Origin of the sequence: Modestobacter sp. Leaf380, assembly GCF_001424485.1 — a bacterium.
Lineage (GTDB): Bacteria > Actinomycetota > Actinomycetes > Mycobacteriales > Geodermatophilaceae > Klenkia.
The window spans coordinates 74452-96259 of the sequence record NZ_LMQC01000025.1 but is presented as its reverse complement, the minus strand read 5'-3'; the positions used below and the strand labels follow the sequence as shown (position 1 = coordinate 96259).

The following is a 21808-nucleotide window of genomic DNA, read 5'->3' as shown; positions in this document are numbered from 1 at the left end:
CGGTCCCGGGACTCGGGACCTGCGGGTCGTGCTCGTGCGGGCTCCTGGGGAGCCGCCGTGACCGGGTCGGGGCGTCGTTGCCCCGGTCGCGTGGCGACCAACCGCGTCGGCGGTGACGTTCGGGTCACGGCCCGGCTGAGTCTGCCGGGTCCCAGGCCGCTCCGCGCGCCGTCACCCCGGTGGGGTGGGCCACCCGCGGACACGACGAAGCCCCTCCCGGCGCGGCCGGGAGGGGCTTCGTGACGACGTCAGCCGCTTCCCCACGGCCCGTCGCGTCTCTCGCAGGACGGGGACCGGCCGTGCCCGGGGGCTCCCGGGTGGTACCGGGGTCCCTCCGGCGGACCGCGGTACCCGGGTCTCCCCAGGCCGTCCGGTCCAGCGCGTGGTCTCCCGCTGTCCTGCGCCAGTCACGTTAGGTGCCGGAACGCCCCGTCACAAGGGGGTGAATCACACGAGTGTCATTACGTCCCGCGCGTCACGCGCCACAGGTCGTGACCCGCTCACCCGGTTTCTGTCGTACCCCCGTCGTACCTTCGGGGCGTGAGCGCGCAGACGAGTCTCCGGCCGACCACCGGCACCTTCGAGGTCATCAGCGAGTTCCAGCCCTCGGGCGACCAGCCGACGGCGATCGCCGAGCTGGCGACGGCGGTGCGGGCCGGCCAGAAGGACACCGTGCTGCTCGGTGCCACCGGCACCGGCAAGTCGGCGACGACGGCCTGGCTGATCGAGCAGGTGCAGCGGCCCACCCTGGTGATGGCCCCGAACAAGACGCTGGCCGCCCAGCTGGCCAACGAGTTCAAGGAACTGCTGCCCAACAACGCTGTCGAGTACTTCGTCTCCTACTACGACTACTACCAGCCCGAGGCCTACGTCCCGCAGACGGACACCTACATCGAGAAGGACTCCTCGATCAACGAGGAGGTGGAGCGGCTGCGGCACTCGACCACCCAGAGCCTGCTCACCCGCCGCGACGTCATCGTGGTCTCGACGGTGTCCTGCATCTACGGCCTGGGGACGCCGCAGGAGTACGTCGACAGGGCGCTGAAGATCTCGCTGGGCCAGGAGCGGGACCGCGACGAGCTGCTGCGCACCCTGGTGACCGAGCAGTACACCCGCAACGACCTCGCCTTCACCCGTGGCACCTTCCGGGTGCGGGGGGACACGATCGAGGTCTTCCCGGTGTACGAGGAGCTCGCGGTCCGGATCGAGATGTTCGGTGACGAGGTCGAGCGGCTCTACTACCTGCACCCGTTGACCGGTGAGGTCGTGCGGGAGGTCGAGGAGCTCTTCGTCTTCCCGGCCACCCACTACGTCGCCGGGCCCGAGCGCATGGAGCGGGCGATCGGGGCCATCGAGTCCGAGCTCGAGGGGCGCCTGGCGGAGCTGGACAAGCAGGGCAAGCTGCTGGAGTCCCAGCGGCTGCGGATGAGGACCACCTACGACATCGAGATGATGCGCCAGGTCGGCTTCTGCTCGGGCATCGAGAACTACTCCCGGCACATCGACGGCCGGGCTCCCGGCTCGGCCGGTGCCTGCCTCATCGACTACTTCCCCGACGACTTCCTGCTCGTCATCGACGAGTCGCACGTGACCGTGCCGCAGATCGGCGGCATGTTCGAGGGCGACATGAGCCGCAAGCGCACCCTGGTCGACCACGGGTTCCGGCTCCCGTCGGCGATGGACAACCGCCCGCTGAAGTGGGAGGAGTTCACCGACCGGATCGGGCAGGCCGTCTACCTGTCGGCGACCCCGGGCAAGTACGAGCTGGGCCGCACGCAGGGCGAGTTCGTCGAGCAGGTCATCCGGCCCACCGGCCTGGTCGACCCCGAGATCGTGGTCAAGCCGACCAAGGGCCAGATCGACGACCTGGTGCACGAGATCCGCGTCCGGACCGAGAAGGACGAGCGCATCCTGGTCACCACGCTGACCAAGAAGATGAGCGAGGACCTCACCGACTACCTGCTCGAGCTCGGCATCAAGGTCCGCTACCTGCACTCCGAGGTGGACACCCTGCGCCGGGTCGAGCTGCTGCGGGAGCTGCGGCAGGGCGAGTACGACGTGCTGGTCGGGATCAACCTGCTGCGGGAGGGCCTGGACCTGCCCGAGGTGTCACTGGTCGCGATCCTGGACGCCGACAAGGAGGGCTTCCTCCGGTCGGGCACCTCGCTGATCCAGACGATCGGGCGCGCGGCACGCAACGTGTCGGGCCAGGTGCACATGTACGCCGACAAGATCACCCCGTCGATGGCCCAGGCCATCGACGAGACCTCGCGGCGCCGGGAGAAGCAGGTCGCCTACAACCTGGAGCACGGCGTCGACCCGCAGCCGCTGCGGAAGAAGATCGTGGACATCCTCGACGGCATCTACAAGGCCAGCGAGGACGCCGAGAAGGCCACCGAGGAGTTCGGCGGCTCCGGCCGGCAGCAGTCCCGCGGCAAGGCACCCGTGCCCGGGTTGTCGTCCAAGGCGAAGGGCAAGGCCAAGGCCGGCTCGATCGACGTGGAGGGCCTGCCCCGTGCGGCCCTGGCCGACATGATCACCACGATGAACGAGCAGATGCTGTCCGCGGCCCGGGAGCTGCAGTTCGAGGTCGCCGCCCGGCTCCGTGACGAGCTCAACGAGCTCAAGCGGGAGCTGCGCCAGTTCGACGCGGCGCACGCCTGACCCCCGGCTGAGCCACCCGCCTCAGCCCGGCCCGGCGGGGCCAGTCCCGGCGGGGCCGCTCAGCCCCGGCGGGCTCACGCCCGGAGGCACGCCAGGCGCGCCTGCCGGGCTGTCGGCGCCGGGGCCGCCGGGCGGGGGAGGTGCCGCCTCCTCGTCGGCGACCGGGGGCACGGCCGTGGTCCCGCCGCCGGCACCGGCCGTGGCCTCCTCGGCGCCCGTCGAGGTGGCGGGGCTGCCCACCGTCGGGGCACCGGTGGTGCTGACCCCCGGGGTGATCGCGCTGCCCGCCGCCGCGGCGAGCGCGACGACCACGACCAGCGCGCCGGCTCCCACCGCGACGCGGACGAGCAGTCGCCGGGGGACACCGCGGCCGGTCGCGGGTCCCGGGTGGGCTCCGGCCAGGTCTGCCTCGTCGCGCACGTCCCGGGTGCCCAGGACCCACGGCCCGACCACGTGGGTGGCCACGCGGTCGCCCGGCAAGCGGGGCCGGCCCGCGGCGTCCACGGCCGGGGACTCCGTGGTGCCGTGCTGCCGGTCGCGACCCGTCACCGGACACCGCCCGGCAGCCGGACGCCGCCCAGCACGGCCACCTGTACCCCGACCAGGTGCAGCGCCTGGTCGGCCGCCGCGGTCGCCGCGGAGCCGAGCTGCGAGCTGCGGACGGTCGCCAGCCAGTCGCCGGTGGCACCGGGCCCGCCGGTGAGCGGCGCCAGCCCGGCCCCCACCAGCCCGGCCCCCACCAGCCCGGCCCCCACCAGCCCGGCGCCCCCCAGGACGAAGGCCAGCAGGAGCCCGCCGACCGCGCCGGCCACCCGGTCCAGCACCGTCAGGTGCAGCCGCGCCACCAGCCGCGCCAGCAGACCGCCCGCCCAGCGGCCGGCGCCGGCACCGAGGAAGGCCAGCACCAGCACGGCCAGCAGGGTGACCAGCCAGCCGGTCGTCCCGGTGGGCGGCCCGGTGAGCTGCGGGACCAGGGCGAGCCCGACACCCAGCCCGGCCACCAGCCCGGCCACCGAGCCGGCCAGCCGCAGCCCGCCGCGCCGCCAGCCGGCGGCCGCGCCGCCCACCAGCAGGAGCAGCAGGACGAGGTCGACCCAGAGCGTGGTGGTCATCGCACCCCGTCGGTGGCGACGACCGTGGTGCCGTCGGTGACCGTGCCGCTCAGGTGCACGTCGTCGCCGACGGCGGGCAGGGCGTCCAGTGCGGCGGCGTCCACCTCGACCCGCAGCCCGGGCGTGGTGACGACGGTCAGGTCGGTGCCGTCCACCGACACCACCACGCCGTCGACGTGCGCCCGGACTTCGCGCACCTCCGTGGCGGCGCCGTCGGACACCCGGACCTCGACCCGGTCGCCGACCGCGATGTCCTCGGTGCCCGACCCCTCGGGTGCGGGCGGCGCGGCGACCTCACCGTCGGCCCCGGGGGCCGCGGGGACGTCGGCGCCAGCAGCAGGGGCGCCCGGGGCAGGGGCGTCCGAGGCCGGGGCGTCGGCGGCCGGGGCGTCGGCGGGCGGGTCCGTCGCCGGGGCACCGGTCGGCGCCTCGGGTGCCTGCGGGGGCTCGGGAGCGTCACCCGTGGGGGTCTCCCCGACCGGGGCCGGCGCGGCCGGTGCGTCGCCGTCAGCCGCGTCAGCGGGACGACCAGCACCCGGGCCGCCGGCACCCGGGCCGCCGGCACCCGGGCCGTCAGCAGCCGGGCCGTCAGCACCCGGGCCGCCGGCACCGGGGCCACCCACGCGGGTGTCGTCGGTCAGTGCCACCTGGTGGCTGGCGCCGGCGTCGTCGGTGAGGGTCAGCGAGTCCTCGGACACCGCGGTCACGGTGCCGACGAGCCGGTCCCCGCGGTCGCCCGGCGCCGGGACGCTGCCTGACGCCGGCTCGTCGGAGCCGGACCCGTCGGCCAGGGCGACGCCACCGCCCAGGAGGGCGGCGCCGGCGATCGAGCCACCGACGACGGCAGCGGTCCAGCGGCGGGAGCGGGGGAGTGCGGAGCGGTTCACGGGTCCTCCAGGGGACGGCGGCCCACCGCGGTCTGCGGTGTGGCTCGTGTCCCCACCGTGTGGGCCGGTCCTGAAGCCACCCTGAAGCAGCCGCCCGTGGCCCCGGTCTTCAGCTGCTCTTCAGGCTGGGCAGGGCACCATCAGCAGGTGCGAGACAAGCAGGCCCGACCCCGTGTCCTCGTCGTCGAGGACGAGAGCGCCATCCGGGACGGCGTGGTGACGGCCCTGTCCGACGAGGGCTGCGTCGTGGAGGGCCGCGCCGACGGCAGCACGCTCGGCGCCGACCTCACCGGGTTCCGACCCGACCTCGTCGTGCTGGACGTGATGCTCCCCGGCCGCGACGGCCTCGCCCTGGCCGGGGACGTGCGCCGGGCCGGGGACGCCGGCATCGTCGTCCTCACGGCCCGGGACGCCGTGCCCGACCGGCTGGCCGGGTTCGGGGCCGGCGCCGACGACTACCTGGTCAAGCCCTTCGCGATGGCCGAGCTGGTGGCCCGGGTGCGGGCGGTGCTGAACCGCCGGGGCCGGTGGCCCGGCGCCGTCGAGGTGGGCGACCTGGTCGTCGACGAGCCGGCCGGGTCCGCCACCCGGGCCGGCGCCGCCCTGGAGCTGACCGCCACCGAGCTGCGGCTGCTGGGCTACCTGGTCGGCAACCGCGGCCGCACCGTGAGCAAGACCCAGATCCTGACCCAGGTGTGGGGGTACGAGGACTACGACCCCAACCTCGTGGAGGTGCACGTCAGCGCGCTGCGCCGCAAGCTCGAGGTGCACGGCCCCCGTCTGGTGCACACCGTGCGGGGCCTGGGCTACACGGTCCGGGCGTGACCGGCCCCGCGCCCGCGCCGCTGCACACCGCGAGCCTGCGCCGCCGGGTGAGCGTGCTGGTGCTCGGCCTGATGACGCTGCTGCTCGTCGTCCTGGGGTTCAGCGTGGACCTCGCCCTGGGGGCCCAGCTGCGCGGGGACCTGCGGGACCGGCTGGTGGACCGGGCCGAGATCGCCGCCGCCCTCGTGCAGCAGGGCCGCTCCGACGAGGAGGTGGTCCGGGCCGTCGAGGGCGACACCGTCCAGGCGCTGCTGGAGACCGCGGACGGTGGGCAGGTCGGTCAGCTGCCGGACCCACCCGTCGGCCCCGGCGGCGGCCCGCCCGCCCCGGGCGGCCCGCCGCCGGACCCGGGTGCCGTCGTGGACACCGGGGACGCCTACGTCCTGCAGACCGACCTCCCGGACGGCGCCCGGATCACCCTGCTGGCCGACCAGGGCCCGATCACCGACGCGGTGACCCAGCTGCGCTGGGTGCTCGTGGTGGCCGCGGCCGTGGTGCTGCTGCTGGCGGCCGCGCTGGTCAGCGTCACCGTCGGCGTGGGTCTGCGGCCGCTGGGCCGGATGACGGCGCTGGCCCGGCAGATCACCGACGGCGACCGCGGCCGCCGGCTGCGCCCGGACCGCCCGCACACCGAGCTGGGCAGCACCGCGGCCGCCTTCGACGGCATGCTCGACGAGCTGGAGGGCGCCGAGCGGCAGGCCCGGCGGGCCGAGTCGGGCATGCGCGACCTGCTCGGGGACGCCGCGCACGAGCTGCGTACCCCGCTGGCCGCCGTCCAGGCGTCGGTGGAGACCGTGCTGCGGACCGACCCCGACCGGGGACGACGGGAGGAGCTGCTGGCCGGCGCCGTCCGCGAGCTGCGCCGCTCCGGGCGGCTGGTGGCCGACCTGCTCGACGTCGCCCGGCTGGACAGCGGTCAGGCACCGGAGCTGCACCGCCGGCCGGTCGACCTGGGCACGCTGGCCGTGGCGAGCGCCGCCCGGGTCGGGGGAGCGGTGACGGTGACGGGCGGGGCGACCGCGGTGGTGGACGCCGACCGGGTCGGGCAGGTGCTGGACAACCTGCTGCGCAACGCCGTCCGGGCGGCGGGGCCGGCGGGCCGGGTGCTGGTGGCGGTCGGCGAGCGAGACGGCACGGCGTCCGTCGACGTCACCGACGACGGACCCGGCGTGCCGGTCGACCAGCGCGAGCGGGTCTTCGACCGGCTGGTCCGGCTGGACGCGGCGCGGGGCCGGGACGGGGGAGCGGGGCTCGGGCTGCCGATCGCCCGGGCGCTCGCCCGGGCGCACGGCGGCGACGTGACCTGCCGGGACGCCGTGTCGGGCGGGCACTTCCGGGTGACGCTCCCCACGGCCTGACGGGGAACCCCGGGGCGGTACCGCTCGTTGGGGTGTCCGAGTCCGCTGCTGCGGGTGGTTGCTGTTTGCAAACACACCCTGTGGCGCACAACGGATTCGCGTGGAGGGGAGTATCCCCCGCGGCAGTTGTCGTCAACACGAGGTCGCCATCGACCTCCGGCACTGTCGGCCGACCCCCGGGTCGGTGGGAGAGACCTCCGGTGCAACCGTTCAGAGACACCGGAGGAACCACTGTTGGACGTCCCCATCTGGGTGTGGGCCGTGACCGTCGCCGCGATCCTCGCCATGATCGTGTTCGACTTCGTCGGCCACGTGCGCACCCCGCACGCCCCCTCGCTCAAGGAGTCGGCGACCTGGTCGGCGGTCTACGTCGGCATCGCCATCCTGTTCGGCCTCGGCGTGCTCGTCTTCGCCGGCGGCACGTTCGGCGGTGAGTACTTCGCCGGTTACGTCACCGAGAAGGCGTTGTCCGTCGACAACCTGTTCGTCTTCGTGCTGATCATGGCCAGCTTCGGCGTGCCCCGTGAACTGCAGCAGAAGGTGCTGCTGTTCGGCATCGCCTTCGCGCTGGTCCTGCGCACCGTGTTCATCTTCATCGGCGCCGCGGCCATCGAGAACTACAGCTGGGTCTTCTACGTCTTCGGCGCGATCCTCATCTACACCGCGGTCGTGCAGGCCCGCAGTGGCGGCCACGACGAGGAGGAGGAGTTCAAGGAGAACGGGATCCTCAAGCTCGTCCGCAAGGCCGTGCCGACGACCGAGGAGTACCACTCCGACAAGATGACGACGAAGATCGACGGGAAGCGCTACATCACCCCGCTGATGATCGCGCTGATCGCCATCGGCACCGCCGACATCATCTTCGCCGTCGACTCGATCCCGGCCATCTTCGGCCTGACCCAGGAGACCTACCTGGTCTTCGCGGCCAACGCGTTCTCGCTGCTGGGCCTGCGTCAGCTGTTCTTCCTCATCGACGGTCTGCTGGACCGCCTGGTGTACCTGGCCTACGGCCTGGCCGTGATCCTGGGCTTCATCGGCATCAAGCTGGTCATCCACGCCCTGCACACCAACGAGCTGCCCTTCGTCAACGGCGGTGAGCACATCACGCTCATCCCGGAGATCCCGACCTGGCTGTCCCTGCTGGTCATCCTGCTGACGCTGATCGTGACCACGGTCCTCAGCCTCCGCAAGAACAAGAAGGACGCGGCCGCCGGGCACACCAGCCCGACCGGTCTCGAGGACAAGGGCGCCGGCCGCGACGGCCTGCACGCCCAGGGCCCCGGCGACCGGGACGGCAGCCCGGCGGGCGCCCGCGGCGACGCACCGGTCACCGGACGCACCGCGGCGGTCGACTCCTCCCGCGAGGACTGACCGCCCGCACCACGCACGAGAGGCCCACCGGACACCGTCCGGTGGGCCTCTCGGCGTCCCGGGGGTTGTGGTCGTAGACACCACCGTGGCGCCCAGGTGATCCACAGCGAGCCCCGTAGTGTGGCGCGACGTGGAGCTCCCGGTCTGGTTCGAAGTCGGCACGTTCATCGCACTCACGGTCCTGCTGCTGGCCGACCTGGCCCTCATCACGCGGCGACCGCATGAGCCCTCGGTGCGCGAGGCAAGCATCTGGGTGACCTTCTACATCGCGCTGGCCCTGGTGTTCGGGCTGGTGCTGCTGGTGGTCACCAACGGCGAGTACGCCACGCAGTTCTACGCGGGCTGGCTCACCGAGTACTCGCTGTCGGTGGACAACCTGTTCGTCTTCGTGATCATCATGGCCCGCTTCAAGGTGCCCAGGAAGCTGCAGCAAGAGGTCCTGATGGTCGGGATCATCATCGCGCTGGTCCTGCGCGGCATCTTCATCCTGCTCGGCGCCGCGGTGATCGAGCGCTTCGTGTGGGTCTTCTTCCTCTTCGGCGCGTTCCTGGTCTACACCGCCATCAACCTGGTCCGCGGTCACGGCGAGGACGAGGACTACGAGGAGAACGCCCTCATCCGCCGGATGAAGAAGGTCCTGCCGATGACGGCGGACTTCCACGGCAACAAGATCCGGGTCTCCCAGGGCGGCAAGAAGCTCTTCACCCCGATGATCGTGGTCTTCTTGGCCCTGGGGACGACGGACCTGCTCTTCGCGCTGGACTCGATCCCGGCCATCTTCGGGCTCACCCAGGAGTCCTTCATCGTCTTCACCGCCAACGTCTTCGCCCTCATGGGGCTGCGCCAGCTGTACTTCCTGCTGGGTGGGCTGCTCAAGCGCCTGGTGTACCTGTCCTACGGCCTGGCGGTCATCCTGGCCTTCATCGGCGTCAAGCTGATCCTGGAGGCCGTGCACGAGAACCAGTACCCGTTCCTCAGCGACCGCGAGCCGATCGAGTCGGTCCCGGAGATCCCGATCTGGCTGTCGCTGGCGGTCATCCTCGGGGTGCTGGTCATCGCCACCGTGGCCTCCCTGCTCAAGACCCGCGGTCAGCTGACCCCGGCCGAGGGCACCGCGGTGGACCCGCAGGAGCAGCCCACCGGCGAGCCCGGCGAGCCCGACGCCGCCGTCGAGTCCGAGGACCGCGCCACCCGCGCCCGCAGGGAGGACTGAGCCTCAGGCGGCCGGGTCGGCGACCCGGCCGCCGAGGGCCACCTGCTCGCCGTCCACCCACACCTCGCGGACCCGTCCGGCCAGCCCGGACAGGTCGGCGGCGTCCCCCTCGAGCACCACGACGTCGGCCCGCTTGCCCGGCTCCAGCGAGCCCAGCTCGCCGTCCACCCGCAGCAGCCGGGCCGCCGAGAGCGTGGTGGCGTGCCAGACCTCCTCCACCGACATGCCGCGGTCGGCCATCAGCTGCAGCTCCCCGAGGTTCTCCCCGTGCGGGCCGACGCCGGAGTCGGTGCCCATCGCGATGCGCACGCCGGCCTCGTGGGCCCGGGAGACCGACTCGTCGTGCTGCGCCTGGACGGCGATCGCCTTGTCCACCACGGCCCGGGGGAGTGCGGCGCCGGCGGCGACGGCCGCGAGCACCGCCCGCGGCGCGGACAGCGTGGGCACCAGCCAGGTGCCGTGCTCCAGCATCAGCGCGATCGCCTCGTCGTCGAGGAAGATGCCGTGCTCGATGGACCGGATCCCGGCGCGGACGGCGTTCTTGATCCCGTCCGCGCCCTGGGCGTGCGCCATCACCGCCAGTCCGGCCGCGGTGGCCTCCTCGACCAGGACGGCGAGCTCGGCCGGCCGGAAGTGCGCGTGCCGCGGGTCGTCGCGGGGGGAGAGCACGCCGCCGCTTGTGGCCACCTTCAGCACGTCGGCGCCGGCCCGGACCAGGGCGCGCACCGTGCGGCGCACCTCGTCGGGGCCGTCGCAGATGCCGCTGGGCCGCCCCGGGGTGACCGGCAGCAGCGGGGTCTCGGCACCGCAGACGTGCCAGTCGTCGGCGTGCCCGCCGGTCTGGCTGATCATGGCCAGCGAGATCTGCATGCGGGGGCCGCGGACCAGCCCGGAGCGGACCGCCTCGGCGACGCCGAGGTCGGCGCCGGCGGCGTCCCGCACGGAGGTGATGCCCAGCGCCAGGGTGCGGCGCAGGTTCCGGACCGCCTCGAAGTAGACCTGGCTGTAGGGGGTCTGCAGCTGGTGCAGGGTGTCCACGCCGCTCATCAGCACGTGGACGTGGCAGTCGAAGAGCCCCGGCAGGACGGTGGCACCGGTGCAGTCGACGGCCTCGTCGCCGTCCAGACCGGGGCCGACGTCGACGACCCGGCCGTCCTGCACGGCGACGTCGGCCGCCGCCGCCGGGGCGCCCGTGCCGTCGAGGACCAGCCCACCGGTGAACACCCGTCGCGTCATGCGGGCAGCCTAGGACCCTCAGCCCGGCTAAGGACCCGACGGCTGGGCTAGCGTCTGCCGTCATGCGGCCGTCCGATCTCGCCCTGCTCCGCACGCCCGGCACCGCCACTGTCTCCCCGGACGGTGCGACCGCGGTCGTGGCGGTCACCCGCCTGGACCTGGAGACCGACGAGTACCGCAGTCAGCTGTGGGCTGTGCCCACCGACGGGTCCTCGGCGGCCCGGCCGCTGACGCACGGGCACCGCGACTCGGCCCCCGTCTTCTCCCCGGACGGTCGCTGGCTGGCCTTCCTGGGTGCCGAGAGCGGTGGCCGCCCGCAACTGCACCTGCTCCCCACCGGCGGTGGTGAGGCCCGCCGGCTCACCGACCACCCGCTCGGCGCCGGCGCGCCGGTCTGGGCTCCGGACTCGCGCCGCCTGGCCTACACCGCCCGGGTGCCCGAGGAAGGCCGCTACGGCACCGCCGAGGGCGTCGACGCCGCCGCCGAGCCGCCCCGGCTCATCACCACGCTGAAGTACCGGGCCGACGACCTGGGCTTCACCACCGACCGCCGCGCGCACGTCTTCGTGCTGGACCTGCCCGGCGAGTCCGACGACGACGCGCTGCTGACCCCCGAGCCGGTCCAGGTCACCTCCGGGGACCACGACGACTCCGACGTCGCCTGGCACCCGGCCGGCACCGAGCTGGTCTTCGTCTCCGCCCGGCACGCCCGCGCCGACCGCGACCTGGTCACCGACGTCTACGCCTGTCGGCCCGACGGCAGCCACCTGCGCCGGGTCACCGAGAGCCGCTCGGCCTGCTCGGCACCCACCTACGACCCGGCCGACCCCGAGGGCCGGCTGCTCTACCTCGCCGCCCAGCCCGACCTGGGTCCCGAGGGCCTGGACTTCGTGGGCCGCAACACGACCCTGTGCCGGGTGAGCGCGGGCGGCGGCAACCCCCAGCCGCTGCTGGACCCCGAGTGGCACGACCTGGGCCACGACTTCGGCCGGGTCGTCGTCGCCGACGGGTCCGCCTTCGTCGCCGTGCAGCGGCAGGGGGCCGTGGAGCTGGTCCGGGTGCCGCTGGACGGCGCAGACCCCGAGCCGCTGGTCGACGGGCCGTACACGACCACCGGGATCGCGGTGGGCGGTGGCGTCGTCGTCGGCACCGTGGCGCACGACCGGTCCGCCGGGGAGCTGATCGCCGTCACCCCGGGGCGACGGCGGCTGCTCACCGCGTTCGGGGCGCAGCTGCAGGCCACCGGCCGGCTGCACCGGATGCGGGAGAAGACCGCGACCGCGCCGGACGGCTACCCGGTGCACGGCTGGATCACCACCCCGCCCGGGCCCGGCCCGCACCCGGTGCTGCTCACCGTGCACGGCGGGCCCTTCAGCCAGTACGGCTGGACCCTGTTCGACGAGACCCAGACCTACGTCGAGGCGGGGTACGCCGTCCTGCAGTGCAACCCGCGTGGCTCCTCGGGCTACGGCCAGGAGCACGGGCGCGCGGTCAAGGAGCGGATGGGCGAGTTGGACGCCGACGACGTCGTCGCGTTCCTGGACGAGGCCCTGCAGGAGCCCGACCTGGACGACGCGCGGGTCGGCGTCATGGGCGGGTCCTACGGCGGGTACATGACCACGCTGCTCATCGGCCGCACCCAGCGCTTCGCCGCCGCGGTCAGCGAGCGCGGGTTCAACGACCCGGTCAGCTTCGTCGGGTCCTCCGACATCGGGTTCTTCTTCGCCGACCAGTACGTGGGCACCGACCCCGAGCGGATCGCCGCCCAGTCGCCGATGGCCGGCGCGCACCGGATCACCACGCCCACCCTCGTCGTCCACTCGGAGGAGGACTGGCGCTGCCCGCTCGAGCAGGGCACCCGGCTCTTCGTCGAGCTCAAGCGGCGCGGTGTGCCCAGCGAGCTGCTGCTCTTCCCCGGGGAGGGGCACGAGCTGTCCCGTTCCGGGCGCCCCGCGCACCGGCTGGCCAGGCTCGAGCACGTGCTCCGCTGGTGGGGGCGCTGGCTGCCCACCTCGGCGAACACCTCCGCCGCGGCCCTGCCCGCCGGGGCGACCGCCTCGGCGGCCCCGACGGACCCCGCGGAGCCGCTGGCCGTGGAGGCCGCGCGGGTGGGCTGAGCACCCCCACCCGTGTGGCGACCGAGACGGTTCCGTGCGGGTTCGTTACGGTCGTCGCCGTCCCGTCCCCGAGGTCCGGAGGCCACCCCCGGTGACCGAGTCCCTGCTCGTCCTCCTGCTGCTCGTCGCGGCGGGGGTGATCGTCTACCTCGTCCTGCGCAACCGGAAGACCCGGCGCCCCACCCCGGGCCGGGTCGACCCGCTGGCCGACCAGCCCGACACGTGGGACCCACTGAAGATCGGGCCCGCCGACGTGATCACCTACGCCGGCATCGACCACGTGGTGCGCGGCACCATCACCCTGAGCGAGGGCGGGATGAGCTGGTACGAGCACCTGCTCGACGGCTCGACCGGCCGCCGCTGGCTGACCGTCGAGGACGACGAGGGCGATCTGGAGCTGACGCTCTGGCAGCGCGTCGAGGGCACCGACCTCACCCCGGACGGCGAGGTCGTGGTCAACGACGTCGTGCACCGGCAGCTCGAGCGCGGCCGGGCCCAGTTCCGCTCCGAGGGGACGACGGGCACACCGCCCACCGGAACCATGGAGTACGCCGACTACGCCAGCCGGGACAAGACCGGTCTGCTGGCCTTCGAGAAGTGGGCGCCCACCCAGTCCTGGGAGGTCTCCACCGGGCGCCGCGTCACCACCGCGGAGCTCACCGTCTACCACGCCCAGCCCGGCACGTGACCGCGCTCGACCTCGCCGTCCCCACCCGGGACGTGGCCGCGGCCGCCCTGGGGCTGGTGCTCGACGCCCCCGCCCCGCCGGCGCTGGCCTCGGCCACGCTGCACGGCGAGCACGGCGGCGTCCTGGTGCTCGGGGTCCTGGGCGCCTCGCACGTCGTGACGGCCACCGCGGCGGGGCAGACCCGGACCGAGCAGGTGTCCTGCGACGCCGTCGGTGCCGGCGGGGACCCGCTGCCGGCCCGGGCCGACCGCCCCGGCTACCGGTTCACCGCCACCGTGGAGCAGGTGCCCGCCGCCGAGCTGGACCGGCGGGCCGACGAGCTGCGCGCCTGGGCCACCGGCCACGCCGACCGGCTCTGCGCCGCCTTCCCCGGCCACGACGCCGCGCTCACCGCGGTCACCGGCGCCGAGACCCCCACCGGGTGGACCTGGCGCACCTGGCACCTGTACCCCGGGGCCGGCGTCGGGGACGTCGTCACCACCCACAGCGACTGGAGCCCGGCATGACCGCCCGACGCCTCGTCCCCGCCGTCCTCGCCGCCCTGCTGCTGCTGACCGGCTGCGGCCAGGGCAGCCCCACGGACTTCATCCGGGACACCTACACCTCCACCGGCTCCGACGGCGACGGCGAGTCCTTCAGCTCCCCGGACCCGGTCGGCACCACCACCGGCGACATCGCCGCCGCGGCCGAGCCGGCCGCCCGGCAGAGCGACGGCGGTGCCGAGTACCTGCGCTACGACGACGACATCGTCATCGTCACGGCCGCCTCCTCGGGCAGCACCGTCCGTGTCGAGGACGTCGACGGCCGCTACAGCAGCGGCTACTACGCGTTCCTCGGCAGCGGCTTCCGGCCCGGTTCCCCCGCCTCCGGCGGCGGCGACGGCGGCCCGGGAGACGGCAAGTGACCACCCACCCCACCCTCGAGCGCTGGAGCACCCCGTGACCTTCGGAACCCTGGACGGCAGCGACCTCGGCGAGGGCGTCGTCGCCACGCTGCTGTTCTTCGTCGTCGGTGTCGGCGTGCTCGGCCTGGGCTTCCTGGCCCTGGACCTGCTCACGCCCGGCAACCTGCGCAAGCAGGTCTACACCGACCGCAAGCCCAACGCGGCGATCCTGCTGGGCGCCAACCACCTGGCCCTGGCCGTCATCGTCGTCACCTCGATCATGACCAGCGCCGATTCGCTGCTGCAGGGCCTGGTGGACTCCGCCGTCTACGGCGTGCTCGGCGTCGTGCTGCAGGCGGTCGCACTGCGGGTGCTCGACGCCGTGGTGCCCGGTCACCTGCGCGCCATCGTGGACGAGGAGCGGATGAGCGGCGCCGCCTGGGCGGTGGCGGCGAGCCTGTTCGCGATCGGCGTGGTCAACGCCGCGGCGCTGAGCTGACCCCGTGACGGCGACGGTCGCGCAGGAGCGGCCGGTCCGGCGGGTCCGCTGGTACCGGCCGCTGCTGCTGGCCGCCGTCGCCGTCTGCGCCGCGTGCGGACTGGTCTACGAGCTGGTGCTGCTGACCCTGTCGGCCAGCCTGGCCGGCGGTGGGATCACCCAGACCTCGCTCATCGTGGCCGGCTTCGTCGCCGCCCTCGGGGTCGGTGCGCTGCTGGTCAAGCCGTTCCTGGGCCACGCCGCCGCCACCTTCGTGGCGGTGGAGATCCTGCTGGGCGTGGTCGGCGGCCTGTCAGCCGTCACCCTCTACGTGACGTTCAGCTTCTACGGCGCCAGCGGTGCGGTCCTCGTCCTGGGGACGGCGCTGATCGGCATCCTGGTCGGCGCCGAGGTGCCGCTGCTGATGACCCTGCTGCAGGGCGGTGCCGCCGGGGTGGACGCCGAGGGCAGCGGCCGGTTGCTCGCCGACCTCAACGCCGCTGACTACGCCGGCGCCCTGCTCGGCGGGCTGGCCTGGCCGTTCCTGCTGCTGCCGCTGGCCGGCCAGGTCCGTGGCGCCGCGCTGACCGGGCTGGTCAACCTGGTCGCGGCCGCCGTCGTCGCCGGGGTGCTGCTGCGCAGCCAGCTCACCCCGCGGGCCCGCCGGACGGCGACCGGGGCACTGCTCGCCGCGGCCGCCCTGCTGGGGGTGCTCCTGGTCCGGGCCGAGGACATCGAGGTCGGCGCGCGCCAGCGGCTCTACGACGACCCGGTCGTGTCCGCGGAGCGCTCGGACTACCAGGACGTCGTCGTCACCCAGCGCGGGGACGACGTCCGGCTGTACCTGGACGGTGACCTGCAGTTCTCCAGCGTCGACGAGCACCGCTACACCGAGTCGCTGGTGCACCCGGTGCTGGCCCGGGACCCCCGTCGGGTGCTGGTGCTCGGCGGCGGTGACGGGCTGGCCGCCCGCGAGGTGCTCCGGCACCCCTCCGTCGAGCAGGTGGTGCAGGTGGAGCTGGACCCCGCGGTGCTCGAGCTGGCCCGCACCCGGCTCGCCCCGCTCAACGACGGCGCTCTGGACGACCCGCGGGTGCAGGTCGTGGTCCAGGACGCGTTCACCTGGCTGCGCGACCCGCCCGGTGACCCGTTCGACGCCGTCGTGGTGGACATGCCCGACCCGGACACCCCGGCGCTCGGGCGGCTGTACTCGACCGAGTTCTACGGCCTGGTGGGCAGCGTGCTGGCTCCCGGCGCCCTGGTGACGGTGCAGGCCGGCAGCCCGTACTCGACTCCGGACGCCTTCTGGCGCACGGTGAGCACCGTGGACAGCGCAGGCCTCGCCGGGACGCCGTTCCACGTCGACGTGCCCAGCTTCGGTGACTGGGGCTTCGTGCTCGCCCAGGCCGGGGACACCCCGCCGCCGCTGGTGCTGTCACCGCAGCGACCGGTCACCCGCTTCCTGGACGCCGACGTGCTCACCGCGGCCGGGGTGTTCCCGCACGACCGGGCCCCGCAGCAGCTCACCCCCAGCACGCTGGACCGGCCGCTGATCGTCGAGGACATGCGCCAGGGCTACCAGGGATGAGGGAGACGTCGTGAGCAGGATCGTCGCCGGGCTGATCGCCTGCGCCAACCGGACCCCGCTGGCCATCGGGCTGTACCTGGGGGCCGTGCTGGCGGCCGCCGTCGGCGTGAGCGTGCTGGAGGGCTGGGGCTTCGGGGAGTCGGTGTGGTGGGCCTTCGTCACCACCACGACCACCGGGTACGGGGACCTGTCGCCGCTCACGGTCCCCGGGCGGGTGATCGGCGTGCTGACGATGTTCGCCGGCATCATCGGGATCGGGGTGATCGTCGGCCGGATCGCCGCCGTGGTGATCCGCACCCACGACGACTTCACGCACGAGGAACAGGTCGACCTGTCCCAGGACTCGGACGAGCAGCTGCGGCTGCTGCGCCAGATCCAGCGCGACCTGGGCAAGGCCACCGGCCGCCCGCGCGCCTGACCCGGGGCTGCCCTAGCGTCGTCGGCGACGATCCCGACACCTTGGAGAGCTGACGTGGCTGCCGCCTCGCACGACCCCACCACGACCGCTGCCTGGTCCGCGCTGCAGGCCCACGCCGAGGCCCAGCAGGCCGACCTCCGCGGCTGGTTCGACGCCGACCCGGGCCGCGCCGAGCGGCTCACCCTGGACGTCGCGGACCTGCACGTCGACCTGTCCAAGAACCTGGTCACCGACGAGACGCTGGACCTGCTCCGCCAGCTCGCCGAGCAGACCGGGGTCACCAACAGGTTGCAGGCCATGTTCGCCGGCGAGCACGTGAACGTCACCGAGGACCGGGCGGTGCTGCACACCGCGCTCCGCCGCCCCGAGGGCATGCAGCCCCCGCTCGTGGTCGACGGCCAGGACGTGGACGCCGACGTGCACGCCGAGCTGGCCAAGGTCTACGCGTTCGCCGAGCAGGTGCGCTCGGGGGAGTGGACCGGGGTCACCGGCAAGCGGATCGCCACCGTCGTCAACATCGGGATCGGCGGCTCGGACCTGGGCCCGGTGATGGCCTACGAGGCGCTGCGGGCGTACGTGCAGGACGGCCTGAGCTGCCGGTTCGTGTCCAACATCGACCCCACCGACCTGGCCGAGACCACCGAGGACCTCGACCCGGAGACGACGCTGTTCATCGTGGCGTCGAAGACCTTCGGCACCCTGGAGACGCTGACCAACGCCCGACTGGCCCGCCAGTGGCTCTGGGACGGTCTCGGCCAGGCGCTCACGGACACCGACGAGGCCCGCCGCGGTGCCGTGGCGAAGCACTTCGTGGCCGTCTCCACCGCGCTGGGCAAGGTCGCCGACTTCGGCATCGACCCGGCCAACGCCTTCGGCTTCTGGGACTGGGTCGGCGGGCGCTACTCGGTCGACTCCGCCATCGGCACGTCGCTCGCGGTCGCCGTCGGCCCGGAGCGGTTCGCCGAGTTCCTGGCCGGCTTCCACGCCGTCGACGAGCACGTGCGGACGACGCCGTTGGAGCGCAACGTCCCGCTGCTGATGGGCCTGCTCAACGTCTGGTACGTGAACTTCCTGGGCGCACAGACCCACGCCGTGCTGCCCTACAGCCAGTACCTGCACCGGTTCCCGGCCTACCTGCAGCAGCTCACCATGGAGTCCAACGGCAAGTCCGTGCGCTGGGACGGCGAGGCGGTCACCACCGACACCGGCGAGGTGTTCTGGGGCGAGCCCGGCACCAACGGCCAGCACGCGTTCTACCAGCTGATCCACCAGGGCACCCGGCTCATCCCGGCCGACTTCCTGGCCTTCGCGACCCCGCAGCACGCCCTCGTCGACGGCGACGTCGACGTGCACGCGCTCCTCATGGCGAACTTCTTCGCCCAGACCAAGGCGCTGGCGTTCGGCAAGACCGCCGAGGAGGTGCGGGCCGAGGGCACCGCCGAGGACGTCGTCGCGGCCCGGGTCTTCTCCGGCAACCGGCCGACCACGTCGATCATGGCGGCGGCGTTGACCCCCTCGGTGCTGGGGCAGCTGATCGCCCTCTACGAGCACGTCACCTTCACGCAGGGCGCCGTCTGGGGCATCGACAGCTTCGACCAGTGGGGCGTGGAGCTGGGCAAGCAGCTGGCCCTGCAGATCGCCCCCGCCCTGACCGGGGACGACGAGGCGCTGCAGGCCCAGGACCCGTCGACGAAGGCGCTCATCGGCTGGTACCAGCAGCACCGCAGCTGACCGTTCGGGCCGCGGCGGGGGGTGCCCCCCGCCGCGGTCGACGTCACGATCGGGCATCGGTGCTGCTCAGAGACGTGGGGGCGGTCCTAGGGTCCTGCCCATGCGGCGTCCTCCGGGCTTGGTCACTGCGGTGCTCGCCGCCGTCCTGCTGGCCGGTTGTTCCGGCGCGGACTCCAGCGGGGCCATGAGCATGGAGTCCGACGTGGCGCTGCCGGCCGCTCCGGCCGACGCCGGCGACCCGGCTGCGGAGACCGAACCCGACCGCCAGGTGGTCACCACCGCTTCGGCATCCGTCGTCGTCGGCGAGCCGGCCGAGGCCGCCCAGCAGCTCAGCCAGTCCGTCGAGGACGTCGGCGGACGGGTCGAGGAGCGCACCGAGCAGAGCGCGACGGACGAAGGCCGGGACGCGGTCGCCGACCTGGTCGTCCGGGTGCCGGCCGACGAGCTGACCGGGGTGCTCGCGGGCCTCGACGACCTCGGTGAGGTGACCGAACGCGCGGTCACCCGGACCGACCGGACCAGCGACGCCGTCGACCTGGACGCGCGGATCTCCGCGTTGCAGACGTCGGTGGAGCGGCTGCAGGCCCTCCTCGCGGGAGCCGCCACCACCGAAGCGCTGCTGGACGCCGAGCGGGCGCTGTCCGAGCGACAGGCCGAGGTCGAGTCGCTGCAGTCCCGGCGCGCGCTGCTGGCCGACGAGGTGCAGCTGTCCACGCTCAGCGTCCACCTGGGCTCGGCGCCCGTCGTCGAGCCCGTCGAGGAACGCGGTGGGTTCCTCGACGGGCTCGCCACCGGCTGGTCGGCGCTGGTGTCCGCGCTCGGCATCGGCGTCCTGGTCCTGGGCGTGCTGCTGCCCTGGCTCCTGCTGGGCGCCGTCGTCGCCGGGGCGGCCTGGGCGGTGGCACGGCAGGTCCGCGAGCGCAGGCCGCACCCTGGGGCCGCAGAGGCCGCAGAGGCCGGAGAGGCCGCAGAGGGCGCCGACGTCGAGCGCGCCCCTTAGGACCTCACCAGCCGCGCTCGCGCCACTCCGCCAGGTGCGGGCGCTCGGCGCCGATCGTGGTGTCCGCGCCGTGCCCCGGGTAGACCCAGGTGTCGTCGGGCAGGGTGCCGAACAGCCGCTGCTCGACGTCGTCGACCAGCTGGGCGAACCGCTCGGGGTCCTGCTGGGTGTTGCCGACCCCGCCGGGGAACAGGCTGTCGCCGGTGAACACGTGCGTGCCGGCGCCCTCGCCGCCGCGCCAGACCAGCGCGACCGAGCCCGGGGTGTGCCCGCGCAGGTGGACGACCTCCAGCACCTGGTCGCCGACGGCCACGGTGTCGCCGTGCTCGACCGGGTGCGACACCGGGACCGGCAGGTCGGCGGCGTCCGCGGGGTGCGCGACGGTGACGGCGCCGCTGGCGGCCACCACCTCGGGCAGTGCCCGGTGGTGGTCCCAGTGCCCGTGCGTGGTGACGACGGTGGTGACCCGGGTGTCCCCGATGAACGCCTGCAGCGCCTCCGGGTCGGCCGCGGCGTCGACGAGCAGGGCGTCCCCGGTGGCCGCGTCGGTGAGCAGGTAGGCGTTGTTGGCCATCTCGCTGACCGCCAGCTTGCTGATCGTCAGACCGGGCAGCACCCGGGTCGCGGGCGGCCCGCCGACCTCGACGTCACCGGTGTAGTCGCTGGTGTCCGTGCTCATGGACCGCTCCGATCTGAGACTGTCGGTCCCCCCGGATAGGTTCGACCGCATGGACGCCAACCTAGCCACGGAGCCCGCCGGCGGCCCGGCGCAGCTGGTCGGGCTACCCGCCACGGAGCTGGCGGCCCGGGTCCGCAGCGGGGAGCTGAGCGCGGTCGACGTGGTGCGCGCGCACCTCGCGCACATCGCCTCCGTCGAGGCCCGGGTGGGCGCGTTCCGGGTGGTCCGCACCGAGGCCGCGCTGGCCGAGGCGGCCGCCGTCGACGCCCACCCCGACCGGGCGCGGCTGCCCCTGGCCGGCGTGCCGGTGGCGGTCAAGGACAACGTCGCCGTCGCGGGGGAGACCCTCACCGACGGCTCCCGCGCCCACACACCCGCCCCGCAGCCGACGGACCACCCGGTGGTGGCCCGGCTGCGGGCCGCCGGTGCGGTCGTCGTCGGCATCACCCGGGTGCCCGAGCTGTCCCTCTACGCCGCCACCGACGGCCCCGGGACGGTCAGCCGCAACCCCTGGGACACCGCCAGGTCGCCCGCCGGGTCCTCCGGCGGCAGCGCCGCGGCGGTCGCCTCCGGCGGTGTCCCGCTCGCGCACGGCAACGACGGCATGGGCTCGCTGCGGCTCCCCGCGGCCGCCTGCGGCCTCGTGACCCTCAAGCCCGGGCGCGGGGTCGTCCCCGCGGGCCTGGGCGCCGACGACTGGTCGGGCATGGCCGAGAACGGTGCCCTGGCGACCACGGTCGCCGACCTCGCGGTCGCCCACGCGGTGCTCGCCGACGGCGTCCCGGCCGAGCCGCTGGACGGCGACTCCACACCGCTCACCGTCGCGGTCTCCACCCGCTCACCGGTCCCCGGCGTCCGGCTCGACGCCGAGGGCCGGGCCGCCCTGGAGGCGGTCGTCGCGGGGCTGCGCGAGCTCGGGCACACCGTCGTGCGGAAGGACCCGCCGGTGCCCCTCGGTGTGGCGTTGGGCACGATCGCCCGCTGGCTGGGCGGGGCCGACGCCGACGCCGAGCTGCTCGGGCTGGACCGGCACGCGATGGAGCCGCGCAGCCGCACGCACGCCCGGCTGGGCCGGCTCGCCCGCCGGGCCGGGCTGGTCCGCCCGGCCGCCTCGGACGGGTTCCGCGAGCGGATGACCTCGTGGTTCACCGGCTCCGCGGACGCCCGGGACCGGCCGGTCGACCTGTTGCTCACCCCCGTCGTCACCGGCCCGCCGCTGGCCGCCCGGCCGTGGCACGAGCGGAGCTTCCTGGCCAACGTGTCGGCCAACGCGCGGTGGGCGCCGTGGACGTCGGCGTGGAACAGCGCGGGCCTCCCCGCGTTGGTCCTCCCTGCCGGCCGACGGGCCGGTGGGCTGCCCACCGCGGTCCAGTTCGTCGGCCCCCCGGGAGCCGAGACGCGACTACTCTGGCTCGCTGCGGAGCTGGAGCGCCAGCAGCCCTGGCGCAGGCACGCCCCCGTGTTCGACCCCGCCGGCCCCGCCGACGCCCCCGCCCGCCCGACAGCTCCCGGCTGAGTCCGCGGGGCCGGGCAGCGCGGCCGGCACGCCGCCCCGCCCGA

Annotated in this window: 20 protein-coding genes; 15 read left to right on the top strand and 5 right to left on the bottom strand. The window is 74.2% G+C overall.

All coding sequences use genetic code 11. The annotated features are described in order from the left end of the window. Positions 1-540 precede the first annotated feature (540 nt). Positions 541-2664, top strand: coding sequence for an excinuclease ABC subunit UvrB (uvrB, locus tag ASG41_RS22345; protein WP_056301008.1), 2124 nt, complete (start codon positions 541-543; stop codon positions 2662-2664). Positions 2665-2685: 21 nt separating this feature from the next. On the opposite strand, the gene ASG41_RS22340 is transcribed toward uvrB, so the two are convergent. Genes ASG41_RS22340 through ASG41_RS22330 form a run of 3 tightly spaced genes read right to left on the bottom strand, consistent with a single transcriptional unit; the run spans position 2686 to position 4663 of the window. Beyond that, positions 2686-3213 carry a hypothetical protein gene (locus ASG41_RS22340; RefSeq protein WP_056301004.1) on the bottom strand — a complete coding sequence of 176 codons (528 nt, stop codon included), beginning with the start codon at positions 3211-3213 and terminating at the stop codon, positions 2686-2688. Beyond that, entirely contained in the window at positions 3210-3776 is a 567-nt protein-coding gene (locus ASG41_RS22335) for a CvpA family protein (RefSeq protein ID WP_056301001.1), read from the bottom strand. The genes ASG41_RS22340 and ASG41_RS22335 overlap by 4 nt, the downstream gene beginning before the upstream one ends. Beyond that, positions 3773-4663: a hypothetical protein gene (locus ASG41_RS22330; protein ID WP_056300998.1), complete on the bottom strand. Its 891-nt coding sequence runs from the start codon at positions 4661-4663 to the stop codon at positions 3773-3775. The genes ASG41_RS22335 and ASG41_RS22330 overlap by 4 nt, the downstream gene beginning before the upstream one ends. Before the next feature lie 147 nt (positions 4664-4810). Here ASG41_RS22330 and ASG41_RS22325 point away from each other — a divergent pair, with 147 nt between their 5' ends. From ASG41_RS22325 to ASG41_RS22310, 4 genes are all read left to right on the top strand, one after another. Beyond that, complete coding sequence (locus tag ASG41_RS22325; RefSeq protein ID WP_056300990.1) at positions 4811-5488, top strand: response regulator transcription factor; 678 nt, start codon at positions 4811-4813, stop codon at positions 5486-5488. Next, positions 5485-6846 (top strand): HAMP domain-containing sensor histidine kinase, encoded by a 1362-nt coding sequence (locus tag ASG41_RS22320; protein ID WP_200939186.1) that lies wholly within the window; start codon positions 5485-5487, stop codon positions 6844-6846. Before ASG41_RS22325 ends, ASG41_RS22320 begins: the two co-directional genes overlap by 4 nt. 234 nt (positions 6847-7080) lie before the next feature. After that, positions 7081-8217 (top strand): TerC family protein, encoded by a 1137-nt coding sequence (locus ASG41_RS22315; protein ID WP_056300987.1) that lies wholly within the window; start codon positions 7081-7083, stop codon positions 8215-8217. 130 nt (positions 8218-8347) lie between these two features. Beyond that, the gene (locus tag ASG41_RS22310; protein ID WP_056301246.1) at positions 8348-9430 is read left to right on the top strand and encodes a TerC family protein; all 1083 of its coding nucleotides are present in this window, start codon (positions 8348-8350) and stop codon (positions 9428-9430) included. Positions 9431-9433: 3 nt separating this feature from the next. On the opposite strand, the gene ASG41_RS22305 is transcribed toward ASG41_RS22310, so the two are convergent. Then, entirely contained in the window at positions 9434-10666 is a 1233-nt protein-coding gene (locus ASG41_RS22305; RefSeq protein ID WP_056300984.1) for an amidohydrolase family protein, read from the bottom strand. Between the two features lie 62 nt (positions 10667-10728). On the opposite strand from ASG41_RS22305, the gene ASG41_RS22300 reads away from it, so the two are divergent. The 9 genes from ASG41_RS22300 (at position 10729) to ASG41_RS22260 (ending at position 19569) form a co-directional block, all read left to right on the top strand. Further along, on the top strand, positions 10729-12783 hold the full coding sequence (locus ASG41_RS22300) for a S9 family peptidase (protein WP_056300981.1): 2055 nt from the start codon (positions 10729-10731) through the stop codon (positions 12781-12783). A 91-nt stretch (positions 12784-12874) separates the two neighbouring features. Continuing rightward, a complete protein-coding gene (locus ASG41_RS22295) occupies positions 12875-13471 on the top strand; it encodes a DUF4178 domain-containing protein (RefSeq protein ID WP_056300978.1) in 597 nt (198 codons plus the stop codon). Further along, on the top strand, positions 13468-13977 hold the full coding sequence (locus ASG41_RS22290) for a DUF2617 family protein (protein WP_056300975.1): 510 nt from the start codon (positions 13468-13470) through the stop codon (positions 13975-13977). Before ASG41_RS22295 ends, ASG41_RS22290 begins: the two co-directional genes overlap by 4 nt. Next, positions 13974-14375 (top strand): DUF4247 domain-containing protein, encoded by a 402-nt coding sequence (locus ASG41_RS22285; RefSeq protein ID WP_056300972.1) that lies wholly within the window; start codon positions 13974-13976, stop codon positions 14373-14375. Before ASG41_RS22290 ends, ASG41_RS22285 begins: the two co-directional genes overlap by 4 nt. 34 nt (positions 14376-14409) lie before the next feature. Continuing rightward, the gene (locus tag ASG41_RS22280; RefSeq protein WP_082557246.1) at positions 14410-14853 is read left to right on the top strand and encodes a DUF350 domain-containing protein; all 444 of its coding nucleotides are present in this window, start codon (positions 14410-14412) and stop codon (positions 14851-14853) included. Positions 14854-14857: 4 nt separating this feature from the next. Then, positions 14858-16420: a polyamine aminopropyltransferase gene (locus ASG41_RS22275; RefSeq protein ID WP_056300969.1), complete on the top strand. Its 1563-nt coding sequence runs from the start codon at positions 14858-14860 to the stop codon at positions 16418-16420. A 10-nt stretch (positions 16421-16430) separates the two neighbouring features. After that, positions 16431-16838, top strand: coding sequence for a potassium channel family protein (locus ASG41_RS22270; RefSeq protein WP_056300966.1), 408 nt, complete (start codon positions 16431-16433; stop codon positions 16836-16838). A 54-nt stretch (positions 16839-16892) separates the two neighbouring features. Beyond that, positions 16893-18569, top strand: coding sequence for a glucose-6-phosphate isomerase (gene pgi / locus ASG41_RS22265; RefSeq protein ID WP_056300963.1), 1677 nt, complete (start codon positions 16893-16895; stop codon positions 18567-18569). Between the two features lie 100 nt (positions 18570-18669). Continuing rightward, positions 18670-19569: a DUF4349 domain-containing protein gene (locus ASG41_RS22260; protein ID WP_082557245.1), complete on the top strand. Its 900-nt coding sequence runs from the start codon at positions 18670-18672 to the stop codon at positions 19567-19569. Positions 19570-19573: 4 nt separating this feature from the next. On the opposite strand, the gene ASG41_RS22255 is transcribed toward ASG41_RS22260, so the two are convergent. After that, positions 19574-20248, bottom strand: coding sequence for an MBL fold metallo-hydrolase (locus ASG41_RS22255; RefSeq protein ID WP_056300956.1), 675 nt, complete (start codon positions 20246-20248; stop codon positions 19574-19576). A gap of 49 nt (positions 20249-20297) precedes the next feature. On the opposite strand from ASG41_RS22255, the gene ASG41_RS22250 reads away from it, so the two are divergent. Next, on the top strand, positions 20298-21764 hold the full coding sequence (locus ASG41_RS22250) for an amidase (RefSeq protein WP_056300955.1): 1467 nt from the start codon (positions 20298-20300) through the stop codon (positions 21762-21764). The last annotated feature ends 44 nt before the right edge of the window (positions 21765-21808 follow it).

What these genes read in the sequence shown, in the direction of transcription:
- ASG41_RS22255 (WP_056300956.1), bottom strand. Translation starts at nt 20,248, where the DNA reads ATGAGCACGGACACCAGCGACTACACCGGTGACGTCGAGGTCGGCGGG.
- ASG41_RS22285 (WP_056300972.1), top strand. Translation starts at nt 13,974, where the DNA reads ATGACCGCCCGACGCCTCGTCCCCGCCGTCCTCGCCGCCCTGCTGCTG.
- ASG41_RS22300 (WP_056300981.1), top strand. Translation starts at nt 10,729, where the DNA reads ATGCGGCCGTCCGATCTCGCCCTGCTCCGCACGCCCGGCACCGCCACT.
- ASG41_RS22250 (WP_056300955.1), top strand. Translation starts at nt 20,298, where the DNA reads ATGGACGCCAACCTAGCCACGGAGCCCGCCGGCGGCCCGGCGCAGCTG.
- ASG41_RS22260 (WP_082557245.1), top strand. Translation starts at nt 18,670, where the DNA reads ATGCGGCGTCCTCCGGGCTTGGTCACTGCGGTGCTCGCCGCCGTCCTG.
- ASG41_RS22305 (WP_056300984.1), bottom strand. Translation starts at nt 10,666, where the DNA reads ATGACGCGACGGGTGTTCACCGGTGGGCTGGTCCTCGACGGCACGGGC.
- ASG41_RS22335 (WP_056301001.1), bottom strand. Translation starts at nt 3,776, where the DNA reads ATGACCACCACGCTCTGGGTCGACCTCGTCCTGCTGCTCCTGCTGGTG.